The following is a 13,437-nucleotide window of genomic DNA, read 5'->3' as shown; positions in this document are numbered from 1 at the left end:
GGCTACTCCCCTTCCGGCGCGGCGGAGCCGGATTGCGAGGTGTTGGCGGGGGCCGCATCTGCGGCGCCGTCTCCGCCATCGCGGGCCCGGGTGCGGGCCGCGAGCGCGGCCTCCTGGTGGCGGCGGCGCGAGGCGCGCGCCCCGATAAATCCAGCGGCAATAAGAAGCACGGCGCCGGCGCAGCCGATAACCACCCAGCGCAGCGGGATTTCCGCCTCGCCGGCGGCCGCGTTCTGGGAGCCCTGCGCGCCGGATTGTGCCGAACCGGATTGGCCCGCGGCAGATTGCCCGGCCTGCGCGTTATCTGCCGCGTTATCCGCGGCCGAGCCGCTGGCGGCTGCGCCTTCGCTCCCGGCCGGCCACTGGGCCGCGCGGGCGTCGTCGGCAGAAGTATTCGCACCCACCGCGAAACGTAAGGTTACGGTTTTCTCCACCTGGGTACCGTCCGTGAGCTGGGCGGATACCGTGAGGCGCACCAGGTGTACGCCAGGCTTGGTGAAGACCCAATTTGCGTGGGTGTGGGTATTGAGGGAGACGTGCACCGGCTGCGAGGTGGCGACTTCGGAATTCCACAGCAGGGTAGGCCCGGAGAAATTACCCGAATCGACGAAGGCGGTGAACTGGCCTTCCCCGGAGTGCCCGCCGTAGGTGAGGGCAACGTCGCCATTGACGCGACTCACTACGCCCGGGTCCTGGGTATTCCAACCCAGCCAGGGCACGTCGGCGAGCTGCTGCTGCGGGATCACGTAGGCCGGGCCGGAGGCGTGAATAAAGGAATAGGCATCTGTGGCGGGCACCTCCATGCGGGCTGCCTCCCCCACCCGGAAGACCACGTCGTCCACGAAGCGCCACACCGGCGCGGCGCCCGAGTCATCGCGCACCAGGAAATCCCAGCCGGCATCGGTGAGCCGCGGGCCCATATCCACGTGCCCGGAGCTGATCTCCACCGGGGTACCGGCCGGGGCGAGTTGCTCGTCCCCGCTCACCGTTTGGGTGAGGGCCGGATCGACGGCGGTGCTGGAGCCGCTCCCGCTAGTGGATCCCGGCGCGACTGAGGGCTGCGCGGGCACCGGGTCCGGATGGGCGAAGGCCCGCGCGGGCATGGCCAGCACCAGGGCGCAGCTGAGCACCATCAAGGTCAGTGCAGCGAGCAGGCGGGCGCAAACAGGGCGGACAGCGCCGGAACATGCGCTCAGGTGCGCGGTAGAGAATCGAGTCATGAGTTGTCCTTCGTGGGTTCGGTAGCGGGAAGCTGCGCGGCGGGCGGCGCGGCTTGCGGATCAGGTTGCGGCGCAGCGCCCGGGTCCGCGTGCGCATCGGGCGCGGTAGGCAGAGGCAGCCGCGGCACCTGGTAATCGGGAGGCCAGGCCGGCAGCGCGCCCGGATCGAGGCAGCTTTTCAGGGCGCGGCCATTGGCGATCATCATGGCTTCGTAGGTGGTGGCGGCGCCGTCGAAAGAATCAGAATAGAGCTGGCAGACCGCCACCCCCGCCGCGCCCGCCACGGCCCGCAGCTCCCCGGCGTGCGAGGCCGTGGTCGGCTCCCCAAATACCGCGGGAACGCGCAGGTCCAGGAGCGTATGGGTGAGATTGGCGAGCTGGCGCGCGGAAGGCTCCAGCGCCGGATTCGGGGTGACGAAACCGACCGTGTCCAGGCCGTAGGCACGCGCCAAATAGCCGAAGCCGTCATGCGCGGTTACGAGCTTGCGTTGCCGGGCCGGAATAGAGGCGACGACGCCGCGCAGCCACTCATCCACGCCTCGCAATCTGGCAATATACGCCTGCGCATTGGCCGCGTAGGTGGGCGCACCTTTCGGATCCAGGGCGCTGAGCTCGCCCGCGATGGTTTCCACATAGGCGATGGCATTCGAGGCATCGAGCCACAGGTGCGGATCAACATCGCCGTGCACGTGTTCGCCGAGCACCGCCTGGGCCAGCACCCAGCTGGTATCCCCGGCCCGCCCTAGGAAACGCCAGGCGGGATCGCCGGGAATCTGGGTGGCCACGGTATGGGGCACCGCCACAACCGCGCTATCCGGGGAAACTTCGGTGGTGCGGGCCGATTCGATTTCCCCGCGCAGGGTAATGGCGCCGCTATCGGCCATGGTGATATCCACGTGACCGGCATCGATCACCCGGCTGCGCCCGGTGCTGGCCGGGTCTACCCCAACGGCAAAGACCACCGTACCCTCGCCGAGGCTGCGGCTCTGGCCGTTCTCCTGCACTTCGGCGCGCATGCGCAATTCGTAGATGCCGGGGGCGGAAAAAGCCCAGGACATATGGGTATGGGCTTGGGCGGGGAGATCCACGTGGCCGAGGTCCTCGCGCGAGGAATCAATGTATACCTTGGGTTGCCCGAACGTTCCGGTGGTGAAAGCGGCGAGGGTGCCCGGGCCGGTGACCGAGACCGCGCGCAGCGAAACGATGGGAGCCGAAGTGGTGGGAGCGGAAGGGGCGGCGTCGTCGTGCCCCTCCTGGGGCCCGACCGTGACCGGTGCCCCGGCACGGAAGCCGAGCCACACGGTACTGAGGGCTGCGTCTTCAACGAGCGCGATGTGGCGTGCGCCGTACGCGACGGCCGCCTCACCCAAACCGACGTTTTTTACGCCGGGGCGCCTGGTAGCATCCATGGTGGCGAGCAGCGCTTGGTCCTCCAGCAGCAATTGGTTGGAGAAGACGATGTCCGCCCGGGCCAGTTCCCGCAAGGACCGCAGTGACGGTTCAAAAGAATGCGGGTCTGCCCCGGGCGGCACGAGGGAAGTCACCTCACCCCGCTCGCCCAGAACATTCTGGGCGAGGTCCGCGAGTATCGGAGTGGAGGCGACAACCCGTGGCGCATCGGAATTCCGATCGCCAGTTTCGGCGCGGGTCCTCACTCCCGCGGCCGAAACACTACCCGCCAGCGCTTCCTGGCTCCCACCGGAAGGGATACCGGCAGGGCAGACCATCGCGAAGATGGACGCGATGGCGGGTAGCAGCTTCATCATGCTCGGACACACACCTCCGGATACGTGAATCCAGGCCGCCGGGCGGCGGCGCTGCGCTCGGCTTTCAGGCCGGGCGCTTCCCAGGCAGCGGCCGAGCCGCTCACAAGCCGTAACGATAACCGTTATCATTACCAGCTCAATGGTAGGGGGTGGGGCGGGGATGGACAAGTCCCGGCCGCGCTGCCGTGACTGAGTTAACAGCAACAGGGCCCCGGTTTGACCGGAGCCCTGCTACCTAGCTCGCTAGCGCAGCGCTAGCAGCTACGAATTACTTGCGCATGACGCGAATTTACTTGCCCTGGTTGGCAACTTCCGCGATCTTCTTCTGCGCTTCAGGATCGAGGTAGGTGCCACCCTTCTTCACGGGCTTGAGGGTTTCCTCATCAAGCTCGTAGACCAGCGGAATGCCGGTGGGGATGTTCACGCCCACGATGTCATCATCGGAGATGTCATCAAGGTACTTGACGATGCCGCGCAGCGAATTACCGTGCGCCGCGATCATGACGGTCTTGCCGGTCTTGATGGCGGGGACGATATCGGATTCCCAGTAAGGCAGCGCGCGCGCCAGCACATCCTTGAGGCATTCCGAGCGCGGGATCGGCTCACCGGCGTAGCGGGGATCCTGATCCTGCGACCATTCCGAACCGAGCTCAATGGCCGGCGGCGGAACATCGTAGGAGCGGCGCCACTGCATGAACTGCTCTTCGCCGTATTCGTCGCGGATTTCCTTCTTGTTCTTGCCCTGCAGCGCGCCGTAGTGGCGTTCGTTGAGGTGCCAGGAACGCTGCACCGGAATCCAGTGGCGGTCGCATTCATCCAGGGCAATATTCGCCGTGGTGATCGCGCGCCGGAGCAGCGAAGTAAAGAGGAGGTCGGGGAGGATGTTGTTCTCCTTGAGGAGCTTGCCGCCGTGAGCGGCTTCCGCGCGCCCCTTTTCCGAGAGCGGCACATCAACCCAACCGGTGAACAGGTTCTTTGCGTTCCAATCGCTCTCACCGTGGCGGAGCAATACCAGTGTGTAGGTCATATTGTTATTCTTTCATGTCGCGGCGCGGGTTACCACGCCCTTTGCCTAGAACTTAAAGGGGAACGACGACGACGCCGTACGCACGCGCCCGGCATCACTGCCGGCCGCGTGCGCGGGGCTGGGCCACCAGCGGCTTAGCAGCCCGGCGCGTTCGATTCCACCGAGCAGGATCCGGGGCCCGAGGAGCTCGGGTCGGAACTGGGGTTATCCGAAGGGGACGAGGAACACGAGGCCAGGGCCAGGGAGCACAGCAGTGCGCCCGCCACAGTCAGTAGTTTCTTCTTCACCTTACCCACTCTACCGATGGAAGCTCGCCGCGGGCGAGCCTTGAGGCCTAGCGCGGCGGGCGCCGGACTGCGTGTCCCCGGCGCCCGCCACCTGCCAGGCTGGCTCTGCCGACTTAGTTCGCCGCGCCTTCAGCTGCGCCGTCGTTCTTCTTCTCCGCCTTGGCGCCCTTCCCGGAAGCCTTTGCGGAAGCGGGCGAGGCGCCCTCGAGCTGGGTATCGACGAGTTCTTCGGCGGCCGGATCATCCTGATCGGCTTCGGCGTGCTCGAGGCTGGCCTTGGCCTTGTGATCGTAGATCTCTACCTGGGCGTTCGTGGCCGATTGCGAGGCCGAGGGCCGCGAGGAGTCGCCCTTGCGCGCCTTCGCCGCGCGGCGGCGGGCCGCCTCACCGGTGCCGAGGTCAGCGAGCACATCCACGCCGCGCGAGGCGGTGTATCCCACTTCGCCTTCAAAGGCGTCAATGATAAGGGTACGCAGCTCGGAAACGAGCGGGGCCTTCGGGTTGGCCGGGGTGCACTGGTCTTCCAGGGCGCGGTCAGCCAGCCAGTCGAGCTTGGGCTCGAGCGCTTCCCAGGTCACCCCGTTGGCCTTGAGGCTCATCTCGATACCGAGATCCTCGGCGAGCTTGGTGACCTCATCGATGAGCGACTGCACGCCCTCTTCGGTGGTCGAGGCCGGGAAGCCCATGTACCGCGCGAATTCCGCGAGGTCTTCGTCGGCGCGATAGTGCTCGTAAGCCGGGAAAATGGAGTGCTTGTACGGCTTGGTAGCGTTGTACCGAATAACATGCGGCAGGAAGATCGCGTTGGTGCGACCGTGCGCAATATCGAATTCACCGCCAACCTTGTGCGAGAGCGAGTGAACAATGCCCAGGAACGCATTCGCGAAGGCCATACCGGCCATAGCCGAGGCGTTGTGGACCTTTTCCTTCGCTTCCATATCGCCATCCAGCACAGACTTGCGCAGGTTGGCGAAGATGAGCTGAGCGGCGCGGATGGACAGGCCGCGGGTGTAATCGCTAGCCATCGTGGACACGTACGATTCAATGGCGTGCGTGAGGGCGTCCATACCGGAATCGGCGGCGGTGCGCGCGGGCACCGAATCCACGTACTGCGCGTCCACAATCGCCACATTCGGGGTAATTGCGTAATCGGCGAAGGGGTACTTGACGTGGGTTTCGGCGTCGGTAATCACCGCGAAAGGCGTACATTCCGAACCGGTACCCGAGGTGGTCGGGATGGCCACGAACTGCGCCTTGCGCCCCAGCTTCGGGAAGCGGTAGGTGCGCTTGCGAATATCCATGAACTTCTGCTTCATGCCGAAGTACGAGGATTCGGGGTGTTCGTAGAAGAGCCACATGGCCTTCGCGGCGTCCATGGGAGAACCGCCGCCCAGGGCGATAATGCAATCGGGCTGGAATTCTTCCATGAGTTTCGCACCGCGGAACACCGTGGTCGAGGAGGGGTTGGGTTCCACGTCCTGGAAGATGTTCCAGGCGACGTCGTCCCGGCGGGCCTTGAGGTGATCGATAATAACGTCCACGTAGCCGTTCATGACCATGCCCGGGTCGGTGACGATGAAGACACGCGAGATCGCGGGCATCTTCTGCAGGTACTGCGTGGAGTACCGCTCGAAGTACGTCTTCGGCGGAACCTTGAACCACTGCATATTGTTACGCCTTTCCGCAATTCGCTTGATATTAATAAGGTCGACGGCGCTGACGTTATGCGAGACGGAATTCCGCCCGTAGGAACCGCACCCGAGCGTCATGGAGGGGATGAGGCCGTTGTAAACGTCGCCGATGCCACCCAGCGCGGAAGGAGCGTTGACGATAATGCGGCAGGCCTTCATACGCAGGCCGTATTCGCGCGCCACGTCCTTATCTTCCGTGTGGATCACCGCGGTGTGGCCCAGGCCGCCGAAACGCAGCAGCTTTTCGGCCACGTCGAAGCCTTCGGCATCGCTTTCCACGGTGGTGTAGCCGAGCACCGGGCACAGCTTCTCACGCGAGAAGGGTTCTTCGGGGCCCAGGCCCTCCAGCTCAACGAGGAGGATCTTCGTTCCGGTGGGAACGTCAATGCCCGCACCTTCGGCGATGCGATCCGCATTCATACCCACAACGTCGGCGCTGATGGTGCCATCCGCCTTGACCATGAACTTAGCGAGCTTTTGCTTTTCCTCCGGGGTGACGATATGACAGCCCATGCGCTCGAATTCGGCGAGCAGTTCCTCGCGGACCGAGGCATCGATAACGAGGGACTGTTCAGAGGCACAGATCATGCCGTTATCGAAGGTCTTCGAGAGGATGAGGTCGTTAACGGTGCGCTTGATCTTGGCGGTCTTGTGCACGTACACCGGGGCGTTGCCCGGGCCCACACCCAGGGCCGGCTTGCCGGTGGAGTAGGCGGAGGCCACCATGCCCGCTCCCCCGGTGGCGAGGGCCAGGGAGATGGAATCGTGGTTGAGCAGGGTCTTCGTGGCTTCCAGGGAGGGAGTTTCGATCCACTGGATGCAGTGTTCGGGGGCGCCGGCGGCAATCGCGGCGTCCAGCATGACCTGCGCGGCCAGCGCCGAAGACTTTTGCGCACTGGGATGGAACGCAAAAATAATCGGGTTGCGGGTCATAATCGAGATGATGCACTTGAACATCGTGGTGGACGTCGGGTTGGTCACCGGGGTCACTCCGGCGATCACGCCCACGGGCTCGGCAATTTCGATAATGCCCTTTTGCTTGTCCTGGCGAATAATTCCCACGGTGCGGTCATACTTGATGGAGTTCCAGATGTATTCCGTGGCGAAAAGATTCTTGATGCACTTATCTTCGTAGAGGCCGCGGCCAGTTTCTTCAATGGCGGCCTTGGCGAGCACCATGTGCTGATCAACCCCGGCAAGGGCCATCGCGTGCACAATCGCATTAATCTTTTCTTGATCGAAGGCATCGAATTCTTCGAGGGCGGATATTGCCTGCGATGCCAAGCGATCGATCATGTCACCAACGTCGGTGCGGTCACCAGTTTGCTGAGTGGTAGCCATAGTTCGCTTTCTCCCGATGGATCCGCGCCTGTGTCACCTTCGGCATATAGCGTTGCCCCGCGCTGCGGGAGGCCCGCCGTGCGGGAGAACGCCGGCTCTTGACGAACCACGCGCGTTTCCGTGCGAGCCGTGATGCCGGTTGCCGGCTCCATCGTCGCTCGCGCCTTTACCTTAGCGAATGAAAGATGCTTGCGTTGTAGCGCAGCTCGCACCGGGCGCGCCGCGGGATGAGCGCGGGGAAAGTCGGGACTTTCTGCCTGTTACCTGCGGTTTTACGCGTGGAAAACGCGCTGAAAAGCCCTGAAAATTCCTCAGAAAATCGCGGCTCGCGCGCGCGATGCGGAGCGAGAAGTAAAAGTCAGACAACTTCGCGGGACTGATGTCCCCTTCTTCGCCGCCCGCAAAGTTATTTTTTTCACGACGGCGCTAACCGGGCAAGGCGTGCTTAGGCGGGTGATGTGAAGCTTCGCGGGCTCCGCTCGCGCCTCCGGCGGGATGCCATTTCCGTATTACGATAATTGCATGACTGAAACGCTCAAGGGCACACCGGTTACCGAAGAACAAATACAGGCATGGGCCGCTGAAGCGGAAGCTGGCTACGATGTTGATACTCTTACGAAGCGAGGTCGCGGGCGCCCCGGGCGAGGCTCCACCCCCAGCCAGGTAGTTGCTGTTCGTTTCACGCCCGAGGAAATCAAAGCCATTGATGCTCGCGCTCGGGAACTCAATGTGACACGCTCCGAACTGATTCGCGAAGCCGTCTTAGCGTGACAATTTCACTTCATGCCTCAGCCAGAAAACACGCACCGAACATGAACCCCGCGCGCTACTCCTGGGCGTTATTGGCCGGCTCGCTTACCCGGCGCAGCGCGGGCACCAGCGCCAGGACCGCGAGCAGGGAGAGCACCAGCGCGGCCAACAAAGCCACCAGCAGCACAGGAGAGAAAGAGGCATCCAGGGAAACGGAACGCATCTCCATGAGCAGCCAGCCCGCCCCGAAACCGGCCGCTGTTGTGATCGTGGCGATGACCGCCAGCGGGAGCACCGACTCCACCACGAGCATGGCGGCCAGTTGGCGCACCTGCATGCCGCTCAGGCGCAGCGTCAGCAAAGAGCGGCGTCGTTCCAATAACCCCGCGTACGTCGAGACCAGCAGCGACACAATCGCCACCGCAAAAGTCAGGGCAATTCCGGCGTAGACGAGGTACGTCATCGTCTCCACGGTCTTATCCACCGCCACCGCGATACCGCGCCCACCGGCGAACACAAACACGCCGCCCGGCTCGGTGAGCTGCGCATTCATGAGGGCCGTGCGCACGGCCTCAATATCTCCCGGCTCGCGCAGCTCCAGCAGCACCGCGCTCGCCTCCCCGGAAATATACGCGTTGTAACTCCCCTGCACGGTTTCGGCTAATTGCGTGGCATCGGAAGCTTCGACGACGGCGCCCGGCGCATCCGCCAGATCCCAGAAATTCACGCCGATCACGCCACTGCCCTGGCACGTGAGTCCCACAGCCCGAGCGGCGGTATCACAAGGAAGCACCACCCAGGACCGCGCGAGATAAGGCACGGTGAGAGCCTGGGCCCCCGGAACATTCGCGGGAATCGCCCGGGCCGCGGCCTCGGCCTGCTCCGGGCTGAGGTTCGCGAGCACCGCGGTGGTAGCCGGCATCTTTTCCGCCACAGTCGGCACCTGCGCGCCCAGGAAATCCACTTCAGAAACCGTGGTAATAAAGAAGGTACCGGCGAAAAGCGCGAGGATCACCCCGGAAACCGAGCGGGCAATCCGCCCCGAATGCGCCCGCACGTATTTTTGGCCAATAATCATGGGCGCTCGGCGCGCCCAGCGCGCGCTCAGACCGGCCAACGCGTAGATCAGCCAGCGCGCCGCCACCACCAGGCCGAGCATCATGATGACCAGCGCAATCAGGAAGAGATTTTGTTCGGTGCCGGTGGCGTTATCCGGCTCGCTGGTGACATACAGATAGCCAAAGATCGCGCAGGCCAGCGCGATACCCGCGAAACTGAGCGGAGAGGGGCGGGTGAGGGTGCGGCGTCGTCGTACCACCCCCAGGGGCGTGGCATCGATGCGCCGCAGCCCCCACAGATTCGCACCCACCACCATCGCAATAATCGCGAGTGCGGCAAGCGCGTAAGCCAGCGGCGTGACCTCGAGGGACTCGGCCCAATAGCGCCCGCGCGCCAGCGGAATCTCCGCGAGAAGCGGCCGCGCCACCGCGAAAAGCGCCGCGCCCAGCACGTACCCGGCCGCCGCTCCCACCAGGGCCTCGAGAATAAGAATCCCGCGCACCTGCCGCCGGGTAGCGCCCACCAGGCGCAAGGTAGCGTAGCGCTGTTCGCGCTGAGCACTGCCGAGCGCCGCCGAAATCGAAATAAGGAAGAGCACCGGGAACAGCAGCACCACCAGCCCGATGAGCAGCAGAATGAAATTCGGGTCGCTTCCGCTAGAGCCGGGTGTATCAAAGGAAGCGAGGCTGCGGGCATCCTCCACTTCGCTCAGATCGGTGCCCACCACAGCGAGGAGGTCGTCCGGGCCGTTGGTAAGCTCCTGCGGCAGCGTGCCCCGATCCACGCGCCCGAAGCGGTTGGCGACCGCCGGATTCGCGCTGGTCTCCAGCAGGGTACGGGTCCCGCGCGAGAGCAGATATTCGCCGCGGCCCGGCCAGGTAATGCCGTGCAATTGCGCCGGAGTGCTCACCCCGGCCGCGTCCACGTACACAACCTCGACCTGCGCCCCACCGATCACCGCAAGGTCATCGATACCGGGGCGATACATTTTTATGTGCGACGACGCCGCAGCTGCGGGCAGATCCGAAGCAAAAGGTGCATCGTGCAGCGTGTCCTCCCAGGATTCGGCGGTGCGATCCAGGGTGGCGTGGGTGAAGGCCGCGAAGGCGAGCAGGAGGACGGTTCCGAAGGCGACCGCGCCGGTAATGAGGGCGAGGCGGCCTTTGGTGCGGCTGAGGGATTGGCGTACCACGATCCAGGCCATATGCATGGTTATGCCTCCAGGATTCCGTCGCGGACGATGATCTCGCGGTCCGCGTAGGCGGCGATGGTCGGTTCGTGGGTGACGAGCACCACGGTCATGGCGTGTTCGCGGGCCAGTTGGACCAGGCCGCTCATGACGTATTCAGAGTTGAGGGAATCGAGGGAACCGGTGGGTTCGTCGGCGAAAAGGATGCTGGGGTGCGGGCTCAGCGCGCGGGCGATGGCGATGCGTTGGGCTTCCCCGCCGGACATTTCGCCAGGTAGGGCCTTCGCGTGGTCCGCCAGGCCGACGCGTTCGAGCCAGCGGTAGGCGGTGGCGTAGGCGGCGCGCTTCTTGGTGCCGCCCAGGAGGAGCGGCACCGCGATATTATCCAGGGCGGTGAGCTCCGGGATGAGCTGGCTGAATTGGAAAACGAAGCCGAAATCCTCGCGGCGCAGCCGGGTGCGGTCGTTATCGGAAAGCGCGGTGAGCTCGCGGGGGTGGGTTTCGGGGGCCGGGGCGCCGGACTGGCTCGCGAGCTGGCGTGCGGCCGCGGCATCCGGAGCGCTGCGCCGGTCCGCCGGGACCGGGCCGAAGTAGGTGACCGTGCCGCTATCGGGAAGTTCGATGCCGGCCAGCGCGTGGAGCAGGGTCGATTTGCCCGATCCGGAGGGCCCCATAATGGCCAGGACTTCCCCGCGGCGAATATCCACGCTGACGCCGCGCAAGGCCGCGGTTTTGCCGTAACTTTTCGCGAGGTCGCGGGCGGAAAGGATGATATTGCTCGCGCTCGGTGCTCCCGTAGCGCTTGGTGCGCCCGTGCCGATGCTAGTCATAGCGGTATTGCTCATAGCTCCTCCTTGAGCTGGTCGAGGCGCGAGGAGGTCAATTGGATCCACCGCAGATCAGCCTCGATATGGAAAATGGCGCTGTCGAGAAGAAGTTTTTCGGCCAGCGGGGCGTTTTGTTTGCGGGTGGTGAGTTCGCGCATGCGCTGCTGGTGGGTGGCCCGCTGCGCTTTGAGGTAGCCGGAGGCATCGCCGGTGACGAGGAGCGAAAGAATCGTTTTGAAATAGAGGTCTTCTTGGAGAGCGAGCGCCGGGACTTCCGGGGTGGCGAGCCATTCACGCAAGGAGCGCTCCCCGGTGGTGGTGAGGGCGTAGCGCGTGCGGCTCGGGCCACCCGAACTTTCGTGAACATCCACCTGCGCCACCTTGGCATCGCGGGCCAGCCGCGCCAGGGTGGCGTACACCTGACCGGCCAAAATCGGCTTATCGCCCGCGAAGTAGCGGTCGTAGAGCTTTTTCAACTCGTAGCCGTAATTCGGTTCGCGGGTAAGCAAACCGAGGAATGCGTACTGAACTTCCATTCCGATACCAACTATTCACTCAGTAACTAGTTCTACTAGTCACCGAGTGTATAGTGGTGGGTGCGGGGTGCGCAAGGAGTGCGGGGCGCAAGGGAGAGTTGGAGCGAAAAACAGGTGCACCGGGCGGGTTGCGGTGATAGCCAAACGGGCATACCGCGCGGCAGGCGCGGCGTCGTCGTTATTACCGCAGCTCAACGAGTTGAAAACCACAAACGGTTTTCCTCACCCAGTTTGCGTCTCGCGCGATTTGCCATTACCCTTTCAACCATGGCTCATAACACCGCTGCATTCGTATCCGCCTCCATGGCTCTGGGTACCTGCATGTGTATGTGCATGCGAATGTGTATGTGCCGCTAAATTCAGCTAGAGCATTTTCATCGCCACATCGCCCGTAGTGGGCACAATTCCCTCATTTTTCGGATAGCAGTATCCGCAATTTCACGCACCCAAAACACCCAAAAATGGATTAACTATGCCTAAAAACCTATCTTTTGCCACCCGAGTTGTTAACGATTACTCCGCATCGCGCCCGGATGACCAGTACCGTGCGGTCATCCCACCCATTTATTTGGCCTCCACGTTCGAGCAGCCCACCGACGGCTCGGCCGGACCGTACGGGTATCAGCGCAGCTCCAACCCGACCCGCGGCTCTGTGGAATCCGCGGTTGCGTACGTGGAAGGCGCCGAGCACGCCCTGGCTTTCGCCACCGGAATGGCCGCAACCGCAACGGTATTTTCCTCCCTGACCACAGGCGACCGGGTTTTGCTTACCTCATCGGTGTACGGGGGCACGTTCCTCTTTGTTGATGAATTTTTCGCCCGCCGCGGGATAACTGCCGAGTTCGTCGACGATTTCAACGAATTGACCGAGATTCCCGAGGATACCGCGCTGGTATTTCTGGAATCACCAACGAATCCCACCCTGCGGGTGACCGATATTTCACATGTCGTGGCTTTGGCGAAAAAGGTTAATGCCAAGGTAGTTGTGGATAATACGTTCTCAACCGCATACCTGCAAAAGCCCCTGGAACTGGGCGCAGACGCCGTGGTGTACTCGGGCACAAAGTATTTTGGTGGGCACTCGGACGTTTTAGCGGGATTCATATTAACGAACGACGACGCCTGGTACGCCAGCCTGAAAATCGCTTCCAAGGCACTGGGCAATCCCCTCTCCCCCTTCGATTCTTATTCGATTCTGCGCGGGTTGAAAACACTTGTTATCAGGCTCGACCGGCAGCAAGAAAACGCCGCAATCCTGCGGGGCTACCTTGAAAATCACCCTGCAGTTTCCCGGGTATTGGCTCCGGGCTGGTATTCCCCCAAAGAAAAGGAGATTCACGCGCGCCAATCCCGCGGCGACGGCGCGCTCTTCGCCTTCGAGCTCGCTGAAGGTATCGACTTCCATGCCTTCGCAAAGAATTTGAAGCTTATGCGCTTCGCGGTTTCCCTGGGCTCCGTGGAAACTCTGATCTGCCACCCGGCAAGCATGATCCACGAAAATCTCACCCCGGAAGAACGCGAAAAGGCGGGCATCTCTGATCGCCTGCTGCGCTTATCCGTTGGTATTGAGGATGCTCACGACCTCAAGGCCGACCTAGAAAATGCCCTGTCCGCTATCGATTAAAGGAACCATCGATTATCTGAACCCTCGATTGAGGGAAGCATCAAATACCCGACCCATCGATCAAAGGGAACCATCAGGTACCCAAACTATTAATCACCCCAACCATCAATTAAGGGAACC

At 63.1% G+C, this 13,437-nt stretch carries 10 protein-coding genes; 2 read left to right on the top strand and 8 right to left on the bottom strand.

Features of this window, described 5'->3' with window-relative positions; translation table 11 throughout:
• Positions 1–2: 2 nt before the first annotated feature.
• The 5 genes from QP305_RS01880 to adhE all read right to left on the bottom strand — a co-directional run bounded on the left by QP305_RS01880 (position 3) and on the right by adhE (position 7,332).
• Positions 3–1,220, bottom strand: a complete 1,218-nt coding sequence (locus QP305_RS01880) for a choice-of-anchor M domain-containing protein (RefSeq protein ID WP_284903608.1) — start codon at positions 1,218–1,220, stop codon at positions 3–5.
• Complete coding sequence (locus QP305_RS01875) at positions 1,217–2,986, bottom strand: anchored repeat ABC transporter, substrate-binding protein (RefSeq protein ID WP_284903607.1); 1,770 nt, start codon at positions 2,984–2,986, stop codon at positions 1,217–1,219. Before QP305_RS01875 ends, QP305_RS01880 begins: the two co-directional genes overlap by 4 nt.
• Before the next feature lie 289 nt (positions 2,987–3,275).
• Positions 3,276–4,013 carry a phosphoglyceromutase gene (locus tag QP305_RS01870; RefSeq protein ID WP_016443345.1) on the bottom strand — a complete coding sequence of 246 codons (738 nt, stop codon included), beginning with the start codon at positions 4,011–4,013 and terminating at the stop codon, positions 3,276–3,278.
• 134 nt (positions 4,014–4,147) lie between these two features.
• On the bottom strand, positions 4,148–4,300 hold the full coding sequence (locus tag QP305_RS01865) for a hypothetical protein (RefSeq protein WP_154653577.1): 153 nt from the start codon (positions 4,298–4,300) through the stop codon (positions 4,148–4,150).
• Positions 4,301–4,413: 113 nt separating this feature from the next.
• Positions 4,414–7,332 (bottom strand): bifunctional acetaldehyde-CoA/alcohol dehydrogenase, encoded by a 2,919-nt coding sequence (gene adhE, locus QP305_RS01860; protein WP_284903605.1) that lies wholly within the window; start codon positions 7,330–7,332, stop codon positions 4,414–4,416.
• A gap of 522 nt (positions 7,333–7,854) precedes the next feature.
• Here adhE and QP305_RS01855 point away from each other — a divergent pair.
• Positions 7,855–8,103, top strand: a complete 249-nt coding sequence (locus QP305_RS01855) for a CopG family transcriptional regulator (RefSeq protein WP_284903604.1) — start codon at positions 7,855–7,857, stop codon at positions 8,101–8,103.
• A 55-nt stretch (positions 8,104–8,158) separates the two neighbouring features.
• Here the strand turns inward: QP305_RS01855 and QP305_RS01850 are convergent, their stop codons facing one another.
• Genes QP305_RS01850 through QP305_RS01840 form a run of 3 tightly spaced genes read right to left on the bottom strand, consistent with a single transcriptional unit; the run spans position 8,159 to position 11,693 of the window.
• On the bottom strand, positions 8,159–10,345 hold the full coding sequence (locus tag QP305_RS01850) for an FtsX-like permease family protein (protein WP_284903603.1): 2,187 nt from the start codon (positions 10,343–10,345) through the stop codon (positions 8,159–8,161).
• 8 nt (positions 10,346–10,353) lie between these two features.
• A complete protein-coding gene (locus QP305_RS01845) occupies positions 10,354–11,160 on the bottom strand; it encodes an ABC transporter ATP-binding protein (protein WP_350309590.1) in 807 nt (268 codons plus the stop codon).
• An 11-nt stretch (positions 11,161–11,171) separates the two neighbouring features.
• Positions 11,172–11,693, bottom strand: coding sequence for a PadR family transcriptional regulator (locus QP305_RS01840; RefSeq protein WP_284903600.1), 522 nt, complete (start codon positions 11,691–11,693; stop codon positions 11,172–11,174).
• Between the two features lie 472 nt (positions 11,694–12,165).
• Here QP305_RS01840 and QP305_RS01835 point away from each other — a divergent pair, with 472 nt between their 5' ends.
• The gene (locus tag QP305_RS01835; protein ID WP_284903598.1) at positions 12,166–13,317 is read left to right on the top strand and encodes a trans-sulfuration enzyme family protein; all 1,152 of its coding nucleotides are present in this window, start codon (positions 12,166–12,168) and stop codon (positions 13,315–13,317) included.
• The last annotated feature ends 120 nt before the right edge of the window (positions 13,318–13,437 follow it).

Origin of the sequence: Actinotignum timonense (genome assembly GCF_030216305.1) — a bacterium.
Classification (GTDB): domain Bacteria; phylum Actinomycetota; class Actinomycetes; order Actinomycetales; family Actinomycetaceae; genus Actinotignum; species Actinotignum timonense_A.
Note: the sequence above shows the minus strand (reverse complement) of the source record. Positions and strands in the feature narration are given on the sequence as shown.

Coding starts and splice junctions, on each gene's coding strand:
- QP305_RS01880 (WP_284903608.1), bottom strand. CDS start 1,220: ATGACTCGATTCTCTACCGCGCACCTGAGCGCATGTTCCGGCGCTGTC.
- QP305_RS01875 (WP_284903607.1), bottom strand. CDS start 2,986: ATGATGAAGCTGCTACCCGCCATCGCGTCCATCTTCGCGATGGTCTGC.
- QP305_RS01870 (WP_016443345.1), bottom strand. CDS start 4,013: ATGACCTACACACTGGTATTGCTCCGCCACGGTGAGAGCGATTGGAAC.
- adhE (WP_284903605.1), bottom strand. CDS start 7,332: ATGGCTACCACTCAGCAAACTGGTGACCGCACCGACGTTGGTGACATG.
- QP305_RS01855 (WP_284903604.1), top strand. CDS start 7,855: ATGACTGAAACGCTCAAGGGCACACCGGTTACCGAAGAACAAATACAG.
- QP305_RS01850 (WP_284903603.1), bottom strand. CDS start 10,345: ATGGCCTGGATCGTGGTACGCCAATCCCTCAGCCGCACCAAAGGCCGC.
- QP305_RS01845 (WP_350309590.1), bottom strand. CDS start 11,160: ATGACTAGCATCGGCACGGGCGCACCAAGCGCTACGGGAGCACCGAGC.
- QP305_RS01840 (WP_284903600.1), bottom strand. CDS start 11,693: ATGGAAGTTCAGTACGCATTCCTCGGTTTGCTTACCCGCGAACCGAAT.
- QP305_RS01835 (WP_284903598.1), top strand. CDS start 12,166: ATGCCTAAAAACCTATCTTTTGCCACCCGAGTTGTTAACGATTACTCC.